We start from the raw sequence: 18,247 nt of genomic DNA on the forward strand, positions 1-18,247 counted from the left end.
GCGAAGGGCGGGTTTGAGCGCACAGCGGACGGATTGAAATTGCAGTCTTCGCTAGTGCAGCGCAACGAACGTCCTGATAGGCACCATCGAATATTTTAAGTCAATCGTGAGTGCTTCTCTGATTACTCAAAGCGTTCCGACACGATTTGGTTTGTAGTAAAGCCTTCTGTGGTTCAGTCGTTGCATCTGAAGGTTAATCATTTGGGAAACCGGGACATCTGTCATCAAACCTAATTGCCACTTGTATCGCTCAGGTTTTGGTACAGGCTTTCGGCAGCCCTCACTATACCTGCACTCAGGTGCAAAATTTGTTCGCATGTCCACTCGCGCCCATATTGGTTTGCGATCACAAAAAACTTCCAAATAACCTTTGTCTTCATCGGAGAATTTAATACGCATCTCAACCCGGTGCCATTTGGAAAGATCTGCCGCTGGAATACAAGAGCGCCCAAATACTGTGACGCCAAACTCTAGATCGAGTTTCACCACTGCAATCTCGACGGAGGGGTTTCCTTTGCGGGTCAGTCTAGAAAGTGTAATTTTCTCTTTCCCAAGAAATTTGGGGTCAAGACGAACGTCAAACCCCAAAAGATACGTTTCTCCAGCGCGCCATTCTTCTCCAGCTTGAATAATCGAAGTTCGATCGCCTGGAGCAAGGTGGAAATTGACAACTGGGTCGGAAATGACTGGCGTTTTATCAGAAGTTTTATCGATCGCGCCAGGCAACTTGACCCAATCATTAAGCCAATCAACATCAGGGTATATAGGTCCAGTACCGCATGCGGCCAGGAACAATCCAGCCATCAAGTAGATATTGAGCAACTTCATTCTGCGGGTTGCAATGGCTTGGTTTGGGGCTGAGATCGAGTTGAGTAAGGGAAGGGGACCATACGGTCGTTTTTCTCGTCATAAAGCTTAAGGCGAAAACATCTCAGACCCATGAAAAAGCTTATTTTTTCGGAGTTCAGAAGCCCGTCCGCTTCAAGTTCCCTATGCGCCTCACGCAACTTATATCCTGGAATTTTTGCGTTGAGATGGTGCAAGTCATGGTAACCAATATTCATCGTCACAAGGTCAAAGAGCCGCCCCCAACTAAGTACAGCACTCCCTCGGAGTGCTGCAGTTGTGAATGTTAGCTCAGGACGCTTGCCCCAATGAATACTTTCGAAATTGTGCACAATATAGGGGATCAAAGATCCAAAGGTACAGGCAAGGTAAACAGAAGCGACCCAAACACCAATGCCCGCCCAACCCGCTACCCACCAGATCAAAGCAAGATATGAAGCCAAAAATACATTGTGAAGAAACAACTCACCCAAGCCGGTCTTGAGCGCTTTGAGGGGAAATCGACGTAACACTCCAAAGAACAAAAAGGGTCCGATTAAAACAAGAACAAAGGGGCTTCGGTAGTAACGGTATTGAAGTTGCTTCCACTTTGGCGCTGAATACCATTCATCAAGCGTCATGGTGTATATTTCAAAGGCATCTCTGTGTTCGAGATCGCCTACATATTTGTGGTGAAGTCCATGAATGTAACGCGTTGCCTTGTATGGCGTCATTGCAATTGGAGATAAAAGTGTCCCAATGCGATCGTTGCAGTTTTTTGAGGAGAAGAACGACCGATGCAAGCAATCATGCTGGACCATGTATATTCGTAACCCCATCGCTGCGGCCAGTATTATTGCTGGAGTCATTAACCACCATGTTCCGATTGAGGCCAGTCCTACTGTTATGGCCCCGGTGTATAGTGCTAGGCTGACTGTTAACTCCAACCACGCCCGACGATCATCTGAGTTTGCAAACCGACGTGATGCCGCGTAAATTTTGCGATCAAGCTCCACAAAAAAATTCCGATAAGTATGAAGGTAGTGAAATCGTATATGAAAGCTTGGCAATCAGTCAAGTTGGCGGGCCTGATGCGGCTTACAACATGACCGTACTTTCTGACAATTCACATTGAACAACTAGCTCTATTTAGCGCTTGGCCCACTGTTGGCAGATCGTGGGCCCTGTGAGCCGGGTGTCCCTACAAGAGGAGATCGACCACAGCGCCAATACACCATTCGGTCATGTCGAGCAGAGGCGGGCCGATAAAGCAACGACTTTTGTTTTTTCCGGTCATTGGTCAGGTTAGCCAGCAAAATGGATATTGGTTGGGAGCTGCGGGTAACGGCAGGTTGGTCCGCAACCCGGTCATTGAAGGCCTACGCAAGGAAAGGCCACTTCCGGTCGTTTTGTAGATCCAGAGCTTGCACAAGGCGCCACCGCTCAAACCTGAACGCGTTTCGAAAGATCATAAGTGCCGTTTTGGCTTGCGGGCTGCGGCGAGAGCGGACTTTTATGCCGCCAAAACCCAAAAGCCGGTTCCATCGGCGCGCATGTTTTGGCATGTCGGTCAGGTCGACACGTCGACTGGGAGAGAAACAAACATGACACGAATTCTAAAATCAGAACGGCGCGCGCCCCATTCGGGCGAGTTGCGCTCGATCGTGGTGTTCCTGCACGGATACGGTGCGAATGCCGCTGACCTCATGGGGCTGGCGGATCCATTGGCCGAACACTTGCCGGATACGCTGTTTGTGGCCCCCAATGCGCCCGAAGAGATACCGGGGTATCCGGGTGGCTATCAATGGTTCCCGATCCCATGGATCGACGGGTCAAGCGAGGAAGAGGCAGAGCGTGGGTTGATCGCGGCGAGCGCTGACCTCAACGCCTTTTTAGATGCGCTAATGGTGGACGAAGACGTCATGCCCGAGCAGGTCGTTTTGTTCGGGTTTTCCCAAGGTACAATGATGGCCCTGCATGTGGCACCGCGGCGTGAGGATGAAGTGGCCGGGATCGTGGCCTTTTCGGGCCGCCTGCTGAACCCCGAAAGCCTTGCGGACGAAGTGGTCAGCCGACCGCCTATTCTTCTGGTGCATGGTGATCAGGATGATGTTGTGCCGCCCCAGTCCCTGCCGCAAGCGGCCGAAGCCCTGCAAGAAGCCGGGTGGAAGGACGTGTACGCGCACGTCATGGAGGGCACTGCCCACGGCATCGCACAAGACGGGTTAAGCGTCGCCTTGGCCTTTTTGCGGGACAAATTGGGCCTGTAGCCTATGCGGATGCTGGTCGGAATTGGCGGATGTATGGTCGCTGTTCTGCGTGTGGCGCTTGCGTGGAGTTTTTGGCCAGATAAGCGCGCGCCGGACGCGCCGTTAAAGCCCTAAACGCTGAAAGACGCGTTGGACCTACCGTTTGGTCTTTATGTTTGCGGGGCTGTGTCTGCGGTTGTCGTCGACGCCCTGTTAGACCTTGATGCGACGGTCGGCGCGTTTGCGGCCGTCGCGTCGGCAGGATTAGCAGATCGCTTCAAACCCGACAGGCCGATGCGGCGCAATAACGATGCCCTGTTGGGCAGGCGCATCCGATTGTGCGCGCAGCCAGGCTGCATGAATGATGAACCCGATGCTGGGCTGAACCGTCATCAGCGCGGCGGCTGTGCGTCCGGATATTTTGCCATGGCCAAACAGGCCTGCGAGCGCCAATACGCCTTTCAAAGCTGAGGCCCGCAAAGGTACGTTGCGTACATCTTCTGCGCGCACATCAAAGTCGAGTGTCCCATTGCGCAGGTCCCGCGCAAGACGCTCGATATGCGCCCACCGACGGTTCAGATCAGTTTGTGCACCCAGCGCGACTGTTGCATGTTCAATCGCCTCGAAAGGATCAGAACACTGAGCGTGATAAACGGGGGCATCTCCTTGGGGCGCGACGTACCACAGCAGATCGCCCGACGTTGTGATGGCCCGGTAAGCGTTCATGCCACCACATTTTGACTGGATCGCGTGGCCCGGATCATACCAAAGCGTGACCCATGTGCGGTCCACGTAAGTAAAGGCGCTGGCATCCGCGATGACCTCTTTCTCGCTTGCAGACAGAGTTTTGCGTTCACTGATCAGTTTCTGAAACAGGGCACCGGGTCTCTGTGGGGCAGGGGCGGGGGCAAAATCTTGTTCGGCGGACATGGGGTAGCTCCAAGGCTGGATACGAACGGGTTGAATTCAGTGGGCCAAATTGGCTCTTTCGGTTTTTCGAATGTGACCAATAATTGGGGTATTAATTCTCTCTCGTCGAGTGATGTATTCCTTACCTTTGGTTGATTCCATGAGCCAAGCTGACGCAGGGGAAACCTGTGGCAAACGTCACAAGGTGGTCATAAATTCAGCATATATGAATTGCGACATCCTGTGGTCACCTGAGGTCTTGCAGATCGATTTCCACAAGATATAGTCAAACTCAAAGCTGGGGCGGTTTCCCCGACCCGGTGCGCTCAAGCGGACAAAGCGAGGACGGGTGCAGTAATGATGGACGGTGACTTCAGGACAGAATTCGTGCGCAGCCCGTCTGCGCTGAAACATCACCCTGCATTGGTGCTGAATGCGGATTATCGACCGCTCAGTTACTACCCCTTGTCGCTGTGGCCCTGGCAAGAGGCGGTCAAGGCGGCGTGGCTCGACCGGGTCGATATCGTGGCCGAATACGAAGAAGTGGTCCGCAGTCCCAGTACCGAGATCAGGATACCCTCGGTCGTTGTCCTCAAAGACTATGTCAAACCTCAAAAGCGCGTGGCCTTCACGCGCTTTAATTTATTTCTGAGGGACGAATTTCGGTGTCAGTACTGTGGGGCGAAGGGTGACCTGACTTTTGACCACGTGGTGCCGCGCGCCAGTGGCGGTGTCACAAGCTGGCAAAACGTCGTTGCCGCCTGTTCCCCGTGTAACTTGCACAAAGGGTCCAAGGCGTTGCACCGCACGGGCATGTCCTTGCGCAAACCTCCACGTCAGCCCGGTGCCGAGGAATTGCGAAACATGGGGCGTAAGTTCCCGCCAAACCATCTGCACGAAAGCTGGATGGACTTTTTGTATTGGGATGCAGAGTTGCAGGCATGATACGTTCACACCGATGAACGCATCAGGTGGCAAGGGCTGCTTTTTGCAAAAACGCTGCCAGCCACACAGGCGATCCAAGAAGCACCAGGGCTTTTTTCGATTTGTTGATCTTTGGCTGTATCAAGCCGCCCAAGACTCGATCTGTGCGCTAAGCAGTCTTCTGGCGACCTTCACGCCGGCCGAACGCGATTCAGGCCGCCAGATCCACCCAGACGGGCACGTGATCGGATGGTTTTTCCTCACCCCGTACCTGTTTGTCGATCTGACAGTCCGTCATCATGTCGGCACAGGCTGGTGACATCAGGAAGTGATCGATGCGGATGCCATCATCGCGATTCCAAGCGCCTGCCTGATAGTCCCAGAAGGAATAGTGCCCCGGACCGTGGGTGCGGGCACGAAACGCCTCGGTCAGGCCAAGGTTGATCAGGCGGCGATATGCGGTGCGCGACTCGAGGCGAAACAACGCATCCTCGCGCCACGCATCGGGGCGCTTGGCGTCTTCGGCCTGAGGGATAATGTTATAGTCGCCCGTCATCAAAAACGGGGTTTCTTCTGCCAGCAGGGCAATGGCGCGCTGGCGCAAGCGTTCCATCCAGGCCAGTTTATAGTCGTATTTCGGCCCCGGTACAGGGTTTCCGTTGGGCAGGTAAAGCCCGCATATCCGCACGGCGTCCCGTTCGCCCATCACTGTGGCCTCGATGTAGCGGGCCTGTTCGTCTTCATCATCACCGGGGAGGCCCCGACTGACATCTTCCAAGGGCAGTTTGGATAGGATCGCCACGCCGTTGAACGACTTTTGCCCATGGGTTTCGATGTTGTACCCACGCTCTTCGAATATCTCGCGAGGGAAGTTCTCATCAACGGATTTGATTTCCTGCAACAGCACCACATCGGGGGTTGCGGCATCCAGCCAGCGGGGCAGGGCGTCAATGCGCGCCTTGATACCGTTTATGTTGAATGTGGCGATTTTCATGATGCGACCTCGATGCTGGGGACATCACAGGTGTGACGGATGCCTTGAGGGACTGCAAGGGCGAGTACGGCGCGCATTGAATTAACTATTTCTTAACCACTTGATTCGGGGTACACTTTACTTTCTGAAGTGCATTATTCTGTAAAATGCAATGAAATCAGACTTGTGGATAAGTTTTTTTCAACGTGCCGTGCGTGTGTTGAATTGACCAAACACCAATCCTTTCTGTGGCTTTTCTTATGTGGATAACTGGGGCGTTGCGCATCTTTTGGGGGATTTTTCATTTGCGAAAACACCTTTGGCGAGCATTGCTTGGGGCATCACAACCCAGAGATGAAAAGGATTGCCCAATGACTGCTCAACGTAAAATCGCCTTCGCCCTGACCGCAACCGAACTGAGCGCTATGCACAGCGGAAGCGACGTGGAAATGTTTTCTTCCGGCAGTGCGCCAACAGCCACTGACGCCATGACGGGCGACGCGGTTTCCATGTTCTCATCCGGCTCGGCCCCGGCAAGCAGTACGCTTGCGGCAACCGGTGAGGCGGTCGAGATGTTTTCTTCTGGCTCGGCCCCAATGCACAGCGACCTGAGCGCGGGGGACGCCGTGCACATGTTCTCGTCCGGTTCTGCGCCAATGGGGAATGCCGCCGCGACAGGGGACTTGGTTGAAATGTTTTCCTCAGGGTCTGCACCGTCTGGCGCGGCGACCGTCTCAGGGGATGCAACCGACATGTTTTCATCTGGTTCAGCTCCGACCAGCGGCACGCTGACGGATGGTGCGGTCACTGGCCTGTTCTCTTCAGGTTCCTGAACCTGCTGCGGCGGGACGTTTGTGAAAAACGCATTGAAAGGACAGATCTTATGTCAAACATCGTTGCCCTGAACGCCCCGCCGCGCCGCCAACGCCTGTGTGATCGCACAAGCGCACTGGTAGACTGCTTTGCCCGCCATCGCCGCATCCCAGATGATGTGTTTTGGCTGAAAGAGAATGCTGAACTGCTTAACATTCTGGAATGCACGGGCCAAAAGCCGTCCTGTGCGGACCTTGACCCGCACCAGGCGTTTTACGACCAACTGCCTGATCGCATTTCGTTTTTCCCGCAATATTACCGTTTCTTGCTGTCCATCGGCCTCGATCTTGAAGACCTCGGCTTGCCGGGAGGCCAGATGGAGCGTTTATGTGCCTGGGTCGGCACCCAGAAGCTTGCCGAAGCGGAGCTAAGCGACCTTCAGCGCGCCGAGGCCCGCAGGTTGTTGGCCCGCCGTGGTGTCGGGATGGGACACGTCGACGCGCATCTTGATGATCGTCTACGCGCCTTTATCAATCGCCCGGAAACCTTTGCAGTGCCCAACAAAAAGGCTGCGTACGAGCTGACGCATATCGTGTTCTACCTGTCTGAATATGGCCGTCGCGATCCGCGGTTGGATGCGCAGGCCCTGATGAGCCTCGAATATGCAGGTATTCTTGCCCATCTTGAACAGAACATGGATTTGCTGGCCGAAGTTTGTGTTGCCATTCGACAGGCAGGCAGGTTGCCAAGCCCGATCTGGGAAGACGCTGTGCGCGCCAATCTGTCTGGATTCTCAATTGTTGCGGATGATCAGACGGCGCTGACCGATCACTATCACGAATACCTTGTCTCGACTTGGGCAATGGTTGCGGCAGGGGCCGATGATACGGGCTGTGCCGTGCCGGTTGGTCGCTGCGTTTTTGTCCAACCGGATGGTGCAGCACCTGTCTTGAGGGCGATGTCGGCGGCGCTCATGTCCTTTGGACAGACCCGCAGTGCAGATTGGGAACAAATGCAATCAGGCGTGTTGGATATGCTTGATGAGGAAAGCGCGCTAACCTTGCAAACGACGATCGCCTCAAGCCCATTGTTCGGAAAGTTCTTCGAATTCTTTGCCCGCGCGACACAGATGTGACGACAAAACCGCCGATGTCACATCGAAAAGGACGTGCCGCATCCGCATGAACTGGTTGCATTGGGGTTTTCGATCACAAAGCGTGCGCCGATCAGTTCCTCGGAAAAGTCGATCACCGCATTGGACAGAAACGGCAAGCTGATCGCGTCCACAACAACCTTTTGGCCGGCACCTTCCAGCACCAGATCATCATCCTTGGGTGCATCCAGCGCGATTTCGTACTGAAAGCCCGAGCATCCGCCGCCTTCAACGGCCACGCGTAGCGCTTGCCCTTCGTTCGCAGCACCGATTTCGGCCAGCCGTTCAAAGGCGCGGGGGGTCACTGTGGGTGGCAATTGCATCAGCTGCTCCTTGGCAAATGGCGCGTTTCATCTTTGCTGCACTTGCAATATATGAAGCAAAAGAACTGGCGACAAGGACAAGGCAGATGTCTGCGCCCTTTGCTTCTGATCCAGCCCGTGCCCGGGGAAGGCGCTGGCCCGAGGATGAATCCCCTTTTCGCTCGTGCTTTCAGCGCGACCGCGACAGGATTATCCATGCCTCGGCCTTTCGTCGGCTCAAGCACAAGACCCAAGTTTTTGTGGAACATGAGGGCGATTATTTCCGCACCCGACTGACCCATTCGATTGAGGTGGCTCAAGTCGCGCGCACGATTGCCGGTGCGCTTGATCTGAACCCTGAATTGACCGAAGCGGTTGCGCTTGCCCACGACCTTGGCCATCCGCCGTTCGGACATACAGGCGAAGACGCGCTGCAAGCGTTGATGGCCCCCTATGGCGGTTTTGATCACAACGCTCAGGCCGTCAAGATCGTGACGAAACTGGAATGCCATTACGCCGCCTTTGACGGGCTGAACCTGACATGGGAAAGCCTTGAGGGGATTGCCAAGCACAACGGCCCGGTGGTTGGTGACCTGCCCTTTGCGCTGGCAGAGTATGACGCGCAGGACGATCTGGAGCTGGCCACCCATGCCAGTGCCGAGGCGCAGGTTGCAGCCCTTTCCGACGACATCGCCTACAACAATCACGACCTGCACGATGGCCTGCGCGCCGGGCTGCTGAACGAAGAGGACGTGGCCGCTTTGCCCATAGCGCGCGAGGCCTACCTTGAGGTGGATCACAAGTATCCCGACCTTGATCCGATCCGGCGTCGGCATGAGGCGCTGCGACAGGTCTTTGGCGCGATGGTCAGTGATGTGATTGAAACCTCGCGGACTCTGCTTGCAGACAGTGGTGCCGCGTCAGTCGAAGACATTCGCAATCTGGGCCGCCCCGTGATCCGGTTTTCCGACCCGATGTGGGCTGATCTGCAAGTGATCCGCGCGTATCTCTTCAAAAACATGTACCGCGCGCCCAGCGTTATGACCAAACGCGCAGAGGTCACGAAAGTGGTCGAAGACCTGTTCCCGGCCCTGATGGCACAACCGGACCTGCTGCCTGCCGGTTGGCAAACTGACGTCAGCGAGGCGCAGGGCGACGCCACGGCACTGGCCCGTCTAACTGCAGACTACATTGCAGGCATGACGGATCGCTTTGCCTTGCAAGAACATGCAAGGCTGTTTCACGCCAGTTAGGCGCGCGCCACTACGTCGCGCGCGCCAAGTGGGTCAGGCGGTTCCGGCATAATGCAAATGCAGCAGCCTTTGACCTGTGGGTTCGTGCACGCTGATGTCATCTCCGACAAAGCCATAGGCGGTGTAAAACTTTCGCCCGATGGTATTTTGTTCGAATACCTCGACGCTCAACGGACCAGTATGGGTCACAGCCGCATCGACAAGCGCACGACCGTATCCACGCCCGTGCACCGCCGGGTCAAGGAAAAGACCGGCCAAAGCATCCTCCACCACTGACGCAAAGCCCACGACGCGCCCCTCGACCTCAATCACCCATGTTCGGGCAAAATTCAGGTAGACGCTGCGCAGGTTCTCGGCCTCCGCCTCGATAAAATCGGCCGTCAGAAACGGGTGGGCAAGGGTAGAGGCCTTCCGCCAGATGGTAACAAGAGTTTCAGTATCATTGATGTCAAAGTCTCTGATCATTGTCAGATGTGTCCTTTTTGGTGCCACAACGTCCGAAGCGCGCGGCCTGAGATATGGATTGTATTTGGACAAACGAAACAAAACTGCGCCTTTACAGGCGCGGTGAATGCGTTTCAGTTTGATAGGGCGCGCATCATGCGAGCCACAGTAATCAGGACATCAAATCTCCATGTCTGCCCCCTTATGCCTCAACAAAGGCGGGCGCTCAAGCTTGCGGGGATGGTTGACCCGGCCCTTGGGCGTGATAGACCGCCCCAACACACTCCGAAAGACCCCGAAAATGAACCTCTTTGCCGATATCCGCGCCGTAGTGCTGTCCAACCTTGCCGCGATGGTGGAGGCCGGGGATTTGCCCGCAGGCCTCTCATTCGACAACGTCACAGTTGAACCCCCGCGCGATACTGCGCACGGGGACATGGCCACCAATGCGGCGATGGTCCTTGCAAAACCTGCAGGCCTCAAACCTCGCGACATCGCAGAGGCACTGGCCACCCGCCTGAGTGCGGATGACCGCATTACCAGCGCAGAAGTGGCAGGACCTGGGTTTTTGAACCTGCGTCTGGCGCCATATGCATGGCAAAACGTGGTTGGCGCCGTTCTGGCTGCTGGCACTGGTTTTGGCCGCTCAGACCTTGGCGCTGGCAAAAAGGTCAATGTCGAATACGTCTCGGCGAACCCCACGGGGCCTTTGCATGTCGGTCACACTCGCGGGGCGGTGTTTGGTGATGCTTTGGCGTCTTTGCTGGACTTTTCCGGGTTTGACGTGACCCGCGAATACTACATCAACGATGGCGGCGCGCAGGTCGATGTGCTCGCCCGGTCAGTCTACCTGCGGTATCTTGAGGCGCATGGCCAAGAGGTTGCCTTTCCTGACGGAACATATCCGGGTGATTATCTGGTCACGGTTGGTGAGGTGCTCAAAGCCAAAGTGGGCGATGCCTATGTTGGCAAGGGCGAACAATTTTGGCTGGAAGAGATCCGCGAATTTGCGACCGAAGCGATGATGGACCTGATCCGCGCCGATCTGGCCGCGCTTGGGGTCGAAATGGACGTATTTTATTCCGAAAAGTCGCTTTATGGGACGGGTCGGATCGAGGCAGCGTTGGAAGATCTGCGCAGCAAGGGCCTGATCTACGAAGGTGTTTTGGAACCGCCCAAGGGCAAAAAGCCCGAGGATTGGGAACCACGCGAACAAACCCTGTTCAAATCCACCGAACATGGCGACGATGTGGACCGACCCGTGATGAAATCGGACGGGGGCTGGACCTATTTTGCACCCGATATTGCCTATCACTATGACAAGGTGCAGCGCGGTTATGATGCGCTGATCGATGTGTTTGGCGCCGACCACGGCGGCTATGTCAAACGGATGAAAGCGGCTGTCAGCGCGCTGTCCGGGGGCACCGTTCCGCTCGACATCAAGCTCACGCAACTGGTCAAACTCTATAAGAACGGCGAGCCGTTCAAAATGTCCAAGCGGGCAGGGACTTTTGTCACCCTGCGCGATGTGGTGGATCAGGTCGGGGCAGGGGCCACGCGTTTTCACATGCTGACGCGCAAGAACGACGCGCCACTTGATTTCGATTTCGACAAAGTGCTGGAGCAAAGCCGCGAAAACCCTGTGTTTTACGTGCAATACGCCCATGCGCGGGTCGCATCGGTTCTGCGCAAGGCGGCTGAGGCGGGCATTGCTGTTGATGATGCGACTTTGGCCGCTGCCAACCTGTCCATGTTGGATCACGAAGCGGAATTGGCGCTGGCCGCCAAGCTTGCGGAATGGCCCCGACTGGTAGAATCGGCTGCGCGCAGCAATGAACCCCACCGGGTGGCGTTTTACCTCAGCGATCTGGCCAGCGCTTTTCATGGGCTTTGGAACCGGGGCAATGATGTGCCCTCATTGCGCTTTGTGCAGGACGACGCGACCACCACACAGGCAAAAATCGCCCTTGCGCGTGCCTGCGGCGTTGTAATTGCCGCCGGCCTTGGTATTCTTGGCGTAGAACCAGCCGAAGAGTTGCGTTAAGCCCCGCAAAAAGGGGCGTTACAGGCACGTTTTCCAAGATGCACCCAGGGCTTTCGGGTGCCGTACAATCAGATGACCCGCGCGGGCACGTATCGGCGTGGGCAACGAGGCAGAGATGGCAGATATGCACTATACCCACAACGTGGGTCATGTGGGGCACGCACCAGAAACAACTTCAACGTCGCGCTCTAATCCTTTTAGAAACATGGCAAACCTTGCGGGGGGTGTCACGTCGATTGCCTTGATCGCAGGGGTCGCGGTGTGGGGCTATCAATTGGTTGTGCGCGATGTAACAGGCATTCCAGTTGTGCGTGCCACGCAAGGCGAGATGCGCATTCGACCCGAAGAACCGGGTGGGCAGTTGGCACAAAACACAGGCCTTGCCGTGAACGAAGTCGCCGGTGCCGGTGAGGCTTCGGGCCCTGTAGATAGCCTGACGCTCGCGCCGCGGCCGGTAGATCTGAGTGAGGAAGATCAGCCAATGATCACCGAGCCAGTGGCCCCTGTGCAACAACCCGCTCCTCTTGACGTGGTTGCCAGCTTGGAAGCGGAACCAATCAACGTAGCACTTGCGCTGCAAAACGGTGAGGTTGATGAGATTGTGCGCCAGTTGACCCAAGGGACAACCCCAATCGGGACCACTGCAGTTGCCGAAGACGAAATCAAACCCGTGTTGGTCAGTGTCGCCGCCCCGCCAAAACCGGAAGAAATAGCAGCTGTGGTCACCGGCCCCGGCCCAAAGCAAAGCTACCGCCCCCAATTGCGCCCCCGTTCCGCTCCGGCGGTTGTGGTGCCTGCCTCTGCACCGGTCAAAGAAACGGTCAAGGACATTGATGCGGCATCCATTCCCACAGGAACGCGTCTGGTTCAACTTGGTGCCTTCGACACGCCAGAGATTGCCCGCGCCGAGTGGGACAAGATGGAACAGAGATTTGGCGACTATCTGGAGGGTAAAGACCGCATCATTCAAACTGCGGAAAGTGGAGGGCGCACCTTTTACCGGCTTCGAGCGCACGGGTTTACGGATCTGAGCGATGCGCGCCGCTTTTGCTCGGCCCTCGTGACCGAAGGGGCGGACTGTATTCCAGTTGTGACCAGATGAACTTTGGCGCAACCATTCTGGACGCCGACGGGCTGCGTCTGAGCAAGGATGAGGCGGCATTCTTTCGCGAGTCCGATCCGTTCGGGTTCATCCTGTTTGCCCGCAACATTTCTGAGCCTGATCAGATCTATGCTTTGTGCTCCGAGATGCGGGATGCTGTCGGGCGTGAGGCACCGATTACCATTGATCAGGAAGGTGGGCGCGTACAGCGTCTGCGTGGTCCCACGTGGACAGAATGGGCAGCACCGCTTGATTTCATCCGCGCCGCCGGGGATGATGCCGAGCGTGCAATGTATCTACGCCACAGACACATAGCCCACGAACTTAAAGCATTGAGCATCGACAGCAACTGCGCTCCGATGGTCGATCTGATCGTGAACCACACACACGAATTTCTGCGCAACCGCTGCTATGGTAATACCCCGGGCGATGTTGCGACCCTGGGCCGTGCCGCGACCAACGGTCTGTTGGATGGAGGCGTCCTGCCCGTTCTGAAACACATTCCGGGACATGGGCGCACCGATCTGGACAGTCATTTCGATTTGCCCCGTGTCGATACCGAACTGGACGAATTGCGCGAGACGGACTTTGCCCCGTTCCGCACCCTTAACGACCTGCCTATGGGGATGACGGCCCATGTGGTCTACAGCGACATTGATGACGCCCCGGCAACCCTGTCGCCTGACACCATGGCGCTGGTACGGGATGATATCGGCTTTGGCGGGCTGATCATGACCGACGACATCGGGATGAAGGCGCTTAGCGGTACAGTCCCACAGATCGCCAAAGGCGCGTTGGCCGCAGGGTGCGACGTGATCCTCCATTGCAATGCGCCGCTTGCCGATCGCATCGCCTGTGCGGATGCCGCCGGGCAAATGACACAAGCCGCCCAAACCCGCGCCGAGGCCGCTTTGGCCGCGCGCCGCGCCCCTGACGACATTGACATTGCCGAGCTGACAGCCGAACTTGAGACGCTGTTGAGCGGGCGACCATATGGCTGAAGACACATTCCAGGAAGACACGATGTCTGTGGCTGAGCGCCTTGCGGCGGAGGCACTGATTGTCGACGTGGATGGGTATGAAGGGCCGCTTGACCTGCTGCTGACCCTCAGCCGCACGCAAAAGGTGGATCTGCGCAAAATCTCGGTCCTGCAACTGGCCCGCCAGTACCTCGCCTTTGTCGAAAAAGCCAAAGCGCTGCGCCTTGAACTGGCGGCTGACTATCTGGTGATGGCCGCATGGCTCGCTTTTCTTAAATCCCGGCTGTTGCTGCCCCCGGACCCGACCGAAGAGGGGCCATCGGGCGAGGATCTTGCAGCGCACCTCGCCTTTCAACTCGAACGCTTGCAGGCCATGCGCGACGCTGCCGCCAAACTGATGGCGCGCGACCGGCTGGGGCGCGACTTCTTTGCCCGCGGGCAATCCGAAATGGTGACGCGGGTGCGCAAGGTGACCTATTCGGCGACCTTGCTCGACTTGATGCAGGGATACGCCCGCATTCGCACGCGCGACGAATTCCGGCCCTTCGTAATGGACAGAGACGCGGTCTTTACGATGGAGCAGGCATTGGAGCGGATGCGCGGATTGATCGGCTATGCAGGGGAATGGACTGACATTCTTTCCTATTTGCCAGAAGGTTGGGAGATGGACCCGATCAAGCGCCGCTCGGCTACAGCTGCGACGTTCGCCGCCAGCCTCGAACTGGTAAAAGAGGGTCACTTAGAAATCCGTCAGACTGATACCTTCGCGCCCATTCAATTGCGCAAAAGAGATGAGCCCCGTGACAGAACCAGTTGAACATCAAGAAGAAAGCCTGTTTGAGGCCCCTCCGATAGCTGAGCAGGAACGCATGGTCGAAGCGATCCTGTTCGCCACCGCTGATCCCATCACCGTCGCGGAGTTGAGCGCACGTATGCCCCATGGCTGCGATCCGGCCGAGGCGCTGGTCTATTTGCGCAAACGCTACGAAGGGCGCGGCGTTGCAGTCATGAAAGTCGGTGATGCCTGGGCCATTCGCACGGCGCCTGACCTCGGGTTCCTTATGCAAAAGGAAACGGTGGAAACCCGTAAACTGTCGCGTGCTGCCATCGAAACGCTGGCTATTATTGCCTACCACCAGCCTGTCACCCGCGCCGAGATCGAGGAAATTCGGGGTGTCAGTGTCAGCCGTGGCACTGTGGATCAATTGCTCGAACTGGAGTGGATTCGTTTTGGGCGTCGCAAGATGACACCGGGACGGCCCGTGACATTTGTGGTGACGCAGTCGTTCCTTGACCACTTTGGGCTCGAAAATGCACGCGATCTGCCGGGGCTCAAGGAATTGCGCGCCGCTGGTCTGCTGGAAAACCGGCCCGCGCCGGGTTTGACGCCCGGTCCAGAAAGCGAGGACGAAGACGAGGACGTCGAAGGTCAAAGCGAACTTTTCGAGGATTGACCCGAAAATCGCCGCATTCTGCCTTATATTGGGGGCAAATCGTAAGGCAGGAGCAGTTCCATGAATGCCAATCAGATTATCAATTTAGTTGTCCGCATTGTTATGCGTAAGGCGATCAATGGCGGCATCAATGCTGGGATGAGGAAGTTCTCGGGTGTGCGCGGCGCGCAGCCTGCGCCGCGATCCCAACCACAGCACACCCAACCACAGCACACCCAAGCGCCGCCCGCCCCACAGGCTGAACTCGGGCCCAACGATGCCAAGATACAGCGCAAATTGGCCGCCAAGCGTGCGGCCCGCGCGGCAACGGCCGCGGCCGGCACCAACACCGGCTAGTGGTCCGGAATTCCACCGTTGATCGCGCATAGGTAGTAGCCTAGCTTCAAACCCATTATTTTAAGGATGGGAATTTGGGTTATGGCTGATCAGAATATTGGCGTGCGCGCGTCCTCGGTGTCATTGGGCATCACGGTTATCCTGCTTTATGTGCTCTTTGTGTCGATGGTGACCTTCGGCTTCGGCACTTACATTTTCCGCACCACTTGGCAGGCCAATCCGCCCATTATTTTGGCTGACGAGGCTGCGGGTGAAATCGAAATTGATACCGATATCGACAACAACGTTTTTTTGCTGCGCCGTGAAAAAGCGATCGAAGATGACAAGCTGATCGTAGCTGCTGAGATACGGGCTTTGCGACAGCGGCTCTCCGAAAATGAGGCGCAGGTCAAAATTTCCTTTGGTCCGATTGCCCGGGAACGCGAAGAGATGCGACTGTTCGTTAATCGCACCATTATTGACTTGGCCGACTATCAATATGCTCTGACCGGTCCAGATCGGTTCAAATATGAAAACACGGTCAATGATGAGGATCTGCAACCTTTTGCCAAGCTGACAGAATTGCTCACGGTGTTGGACACAGGAATTGACGCGGCAGACCTCGATGAAGATGCACGCGCCAGTTACGTGGACCTCAGCAATGCTGCCAAGATTGCTCTGAAACTGGCACTGGGCGATATCGAAGCGGCGAACGCAGCCTCCCACGCTGTTCAGCAGGAAGGCGAATTGATCGAGGATCAGATTGCGGCGCGCGAGGACCGTAACCGCTTGAATGACGAAAATATCGCAGCTCTTCGGCGGGTTCTGCCCCTTGAGTCCGTGATCCGTGCGCGTCTGTCGTCGCTGTCTCTGGACTTGCCGATCGCGCCTGATTTGTTGTTACGGCTGGTCAGCTTCCCGACTATTTTTCTGACCCTGATCGTGACAATCGCTGCAGGTGCTTTGGGCACAGTGGTTGCGTTTTCACGCCGCTATTACTCTTCCACCAGTTCTGCAGACCTGACCTTGAGCCGTCTATTCGTGAATGTGGGCGAGGGGATCGCGGCGGCGATTGCGATCTTTCTGTTTTCCGGGGCGGGTATGCTGGCCCTGACCCAAGGGGGGGGCAGTGCCGAAAATGTTGAACTGAGCCCTTACACCGTTGCTTTTGTGGCCTTCCTGTCCGGTTTTATGGCCGAAGACGCCTTCGCCTCGATTCAGGCGGCGGGCAAGCGTCTATTCGCAACAGACGAGAACAATGACAACGGCAATGCGAATGGGAATGGGAATGGGAATGGGGAAGGCGGTACAACAGAGGCAGCGGTCGTAGAACAACCCCAACCCGCAGCAGCGACAGAACCGCCGAACAACTAGGCGGGGGCCGCGAAGTGTTTGGACAGCTTCAGGCCTTGCCCCTGATAGTTTGAGGCAATGCCTGTTCCGTAAAGCTGTGCTGGACGCACAGCCATGCGCTCGTAAATCAACCGACCCACGATTTGCCCGTGTTCCAGCACAAAGGGCGCTTCGTGACAGCGCACCTCAAGCACGCCGCGCGCGCCAGCACCGCCAGCCGCATCGTGACCAAAGCCCGGATCAAAGAATCCTGCGTAGTGCACGCGAAATTCCCCGACCATCGCAAGGTATGGTGTCATTTCGGCAGCGTAATCAGGGGGAATATGGACCGCCTCGCGACTCACCAGAATGTAGAAGGCGCCGGGGTCCAGAATGATATGACCATCGCTGCTGTGGACCTCTTCCCAGAAATCGGCAGGGGCATAGTGCCCGATATTGTCGAGATCGATAACGCCGGTGTGGGGTTTGGCCCTATAGCCCACCAGAGTTGTGTTGGGCAGACGCAGATCCACGGAAAAGCCTAGGCCGTCGTCAATCACGGCGTCTCCGTCCACCAGCGGCATGTCAGTGTGTAACGCGGTGAGGTCGGCGTCACTTAACACCGCTTGCCCGGCCCGAAACCTGATCTGGTTCAGTCGCATACCCCGACGCACCAGCACCGAAAACGAACGCGGACAGATTTCAGCGTATAGCGGGCCATCATAGCCGGGAACAATGCGGTCAAACTCGGTCCCGCCATCGCAGATCGTGCGCGTCAGCAGATCAAGGCGGCCAGTTGAGCTTTTGGCATTCGCTACCGCCTGGACATCGGCGGGCAGGGACAAACGCTCCATAAGCGGGACAACATAGACGCACCCCTTTTCCAGAACCGCGCCATCGTTCAGATCCACGCGGTGCATCTCAAACTCTTCGAGCCGGTCGGCAACAGTGCGCCCATGTCCGGCAAGAAACGAAGCCCGCACGCGGTAGGCGACCTGCCCAAGGCGCAGATCAAGGCTGGCGGGTTGGATTTGGGCAGAAGTAACGGCAGGGCGCGCCGAAATCTCGCCACGCGCGATCATGTCCGTCAGTTGGCTGTCTGCAAGTACACCGGTCATCTCGTCCCCTCGTCGTCAATACATGTCAAAGCGGAGAGTTGGATAGGCCCCGTAGCG

At 56.6% G+C, this 18,247-nt stretch carries 19 protein-coding genes; 12 read left to right on the top strand and 7 right to left on the bottom strand.

Features of this window, described 5'->3' with window-relative positions:
- Window positions 1-126 precede the first annotated feature (126 nt).
- Both DHN60_RS12730 and DHN60_RS12735 read right to left on the bottom strand, forming a co-directional pair.
- Window positions 127-828 carry a hypothetical protein gene (locus DHN60_RS12730; protein ID WP_108837693.1) on the bottom strand — a complete coding sequence of 234 codons (702 nt, stop codon included), beginning with the start codon at window positions 826-828 and terminating at the stop codon, window positions 127-129.
- Window positions 825-1,841, bottom strand: coding sequence for a fatty acid desaturase (locus DHN60_RS12735; protein ID WP_159089208.1), 1,017 nt, complete (start codon window positions 1,839-1,841; stop codon window positions 825-827). The genes DHN60_RS12730 and DHN60_RS12735 overlap by 4 nt, the downstream gene beginning before the upstream one ends.
- 588 nt (window positions 1,842-2,429) lie before the next feature.
- On the opposite strand from DHN60_RS12735, the gene DHN60_RS12740 reads away from it, so the two are divergent.
- Window positions 2,430-3,095, top strand: a complete 666-nt coding sequence (locus tag DHN60_RS12740; RefSeq protein WP_108837815.1) for an alpha/beta hydrolase — start codon at window positions 2,430-2,432, stop codon at window positions 3,093-3,095.
- A gap of 243 nt (window positions 3,096-3,338) precedes the next feature.
- On the opposite strand, the gene DHN60_RS12745 is transcribed toward DHN60_RS12740, so the two are convergent.
- Window positions 3,339-4,004, bottom strand: a complete 666-nt coding sequence (locus DHN60_RS12745) for a hypothetical protein (protein WP_108837695.1) — start codon at window positions 4,002-4,004, stop codon at window positions 3,339-3,341.
- A gap of 339 nt (window positions 4,005-4,343) precedes the next feature.
- Between DHN60_RS12745 and DHN60_RS12750 the strand changes: the two genes are divergently transcribed.
- A complete protein-coding gene (locus DHN60_RS12750; RefSeq protein ID WP_108837816.1) occupies window positions 4,344-4,928 on the top strand; it encodes an HNH endonuclease in 585 nt (194 codons plus the stop codon).
- 190 nt (window positions 4,929-5,118) lie between these two features.
- Here DHN60_RS12750 and xth read toward each other — a convergent pair whose 3' ends face one another.
- Window positions 5,119-5,901: an exodeoxyribonuclease III gene (gene xth, locus DHN60_RS12755; protein ID WP_108837696.1), complete on the bottom strand. Its 783-nt coding sequence runs from the start codon at window positions 5,899-5,901 to the stop codon at window positions 5,119-5,121.
- Between the two features lie 350 nt (window positions 5,902-6,251).
- On the opposite strand from xth, the gene DHN60_RS12760 reads away from it, so the two are divergent.
- Window positions 6,252-6,713, top strand: coding sequence for a DUF6749 family protein (locus DHN60_RS12760; protein ID WP_159089209.1), 462 nt, complete (start codon window positions 6,252-6,254; stop codon window positions 6,711-6,713).
- 50 nt (window positions 6,714-6,763) lie between these two features.
- Window positions 6,764-7,828 (top strand): hypothetical protein, encoded by a 1,065-nt coding sequence (locus tag DHN60_RS12765; RefSeq protein ID WP_108837698.1) that lies wholly within the window; start codon window positions 6,764-6,766, stop codon window positions 7,826-7,828.
- Between the two features lie 17 nt (window positions 7,829-7,845).
- Here DHN60_RS12765 and DHN60_RS12770 read toward each other — a convergent pair whose 3' ends face one another.
- A complete protein-coding gene (locus tag DHN60_RS12770) occupies window positions 7,846-8,169 on the bottom strand; it encodes an iron-sulfur cluster assembly accessory protein (protein WP_108837699.1) in 324 nt (107 codons plus the stop codon).
- Window positions 8,170-8,255: 86 nt separating this feature from the next.
- On the opposite strand from DHN60_RS12770, the gene DHN60_RS12775 reads away from it, so the two are divergent.
- A complete protein-coding gene (locus DHN60_RS12775) occupies window positions 8,256-9,401 on the top strand; it encodes a deoxyguanosinetriphosphate triphosphohydrolase (RefSeq protein WP_108837817.1) in 1,146 nt (381 codons plus the stop codon).
- A gap of 33 nt (window positions 9,402-9,434) precedes the next feature.
- On the opposite strand, the gene DHN60_RS12780 is transcribed toward DHN60_RS12775, so the two are convergent.
- The gene (locus DHN60_RS12780; RefSeq protein WP_108837700.1) at window positions 9,435-9,866 is read right to left on the bottom strand and encodes a GNAT family N-acetyltransferase; all 432 of its coding nucleotides are present in this window, start codon (window positions 9,864-9,866) and stop codon (window positions 9,435-9,437) included.
- Between the two features lie 280 nt (window positions 9,867-10,146).
- Here DHN60_RS12780 and argS point away from each other — a divergent pair, with 280 nt between their 5' ends.
- The 7 genes from argS (at window position 10,147) to DHN60_RS12815 (ending at window position 17,114) form a co-directional block, all read left to right on the top strand.
- The gene (gene argS, locus DHN60_RS12785) at window positions 10,147-11,889 is read left to right on the top strand and encodes an arginine--tRNA ligase (RefSeq protein WP_108837701.1); all 1,743 of its coding nucleotides are present in this window, start codon (window positions 10,147-10,149) and stop codon (window positions 11,887-11,889) included.
- Window positions 11,890-12,094: 205 nt separating this feature from the next.
- Entirely contained in the window at window positions 12,095-12,991 is an 897-nt protein-coding gene (locus DHN60_RS12790) for an SPOR domain-containing protein (protein WP_234423630.1), read from the top strand.
- A complete protein-coding gene (gene nagZ / locus DHN60_RS12795; protein WP_108837702.1) occupies window positions 12,988-13,992 on the top strand; it encodes a beta-N-acetylhexosaminidase in 1,005 nt (334 codons plus the stop codon). Before DHN60_RS12790 ends, nagZ begins: the two co-directional genes overlap by 4 nt.
- Window positions 13,985-14,788 carry a ScpA family protein gene (locus tag DHN60_RS12800; RefSeq protein WP_108837703.1) on the top strand — a complete coding sequence of 268 codons (804 nt, stop codon included), beginning with the start codon at window positions 13,985-13,987 and terminating at the stop codon, window positions 14,786-14,788. The genes nagZ and DHN60_RS12800 overlap by 8 nt, the downstream gene beginning before the upstream one ends.
- On the top strand, window positions 14,763-15,425 hold the full coding sequence (scpB, locus tag DHN60_RS12805) for an SMC-Scp complex subunit ScpB (protein ID WP_108837704.1): 663 nt from the start codon (window positions 14,763-14,765) through the stop codon (window positions 15,423-15,425). The genes DHN60_RS12800 and scpB overlap by 26 nt, the downstream gene beginning before the upstream one ends.
- A 60-nt stretch (window positions 15,426-15,485) precedes the next feature.
- Window positions 15,486-15,761 (top strand): hypothetical protein, encoded by a 276-nt coding sequence (locus DHN60_RS12810; protein ID WP_108837705.1) that lies wholly within the window; start codon window positions 15,486-15,488, stop codon window positions 15,759-15,761.
- 81 nt (window positions 15,762-15,842) lie between these two features.
- On the top strand, window positions 15,843-17,114 hold the full coding sequence (locus DHN60_RS12815; RefSeq protein WP_108837706.1) for a hypothetical protein: 1,272 nt from the start codon (window positions 15,843-15,845) through the stop codon (window positions 17,112-17,114).
- Here the strand turns inward: DHN60_RS12815 and DHN60_RS12820 are convergent.
- Entirely contained in the window at window positions 17,111-18,190 is a 1,080-nt protein-coding gene (locus tag DHN60_RS12820; protein ID WP_108837707.1) for a 2'-deoxycytidine 5'-triphosphate deaminase, read from the bottom strand. The genes DHN60_RS12815 and DHN60_RS12820 overlap by 4 nt on opposite strands.
- Between the last annotated feature and the right edge of the window lie 57 nt (window positions 18,191-18,247).

Origin of the sequence: Tateyamaria sp. Alg231-49 (genome assembly GCF_900143535.1) — a bacterium.
In the GTDB taxonomy this organism is placed as follows: domain Bacteria; phylum Pseudomonadota; class Alphaproteobacteria; order Rhodobacterales; family Rhodobacteraceae; genus Tateyamaria.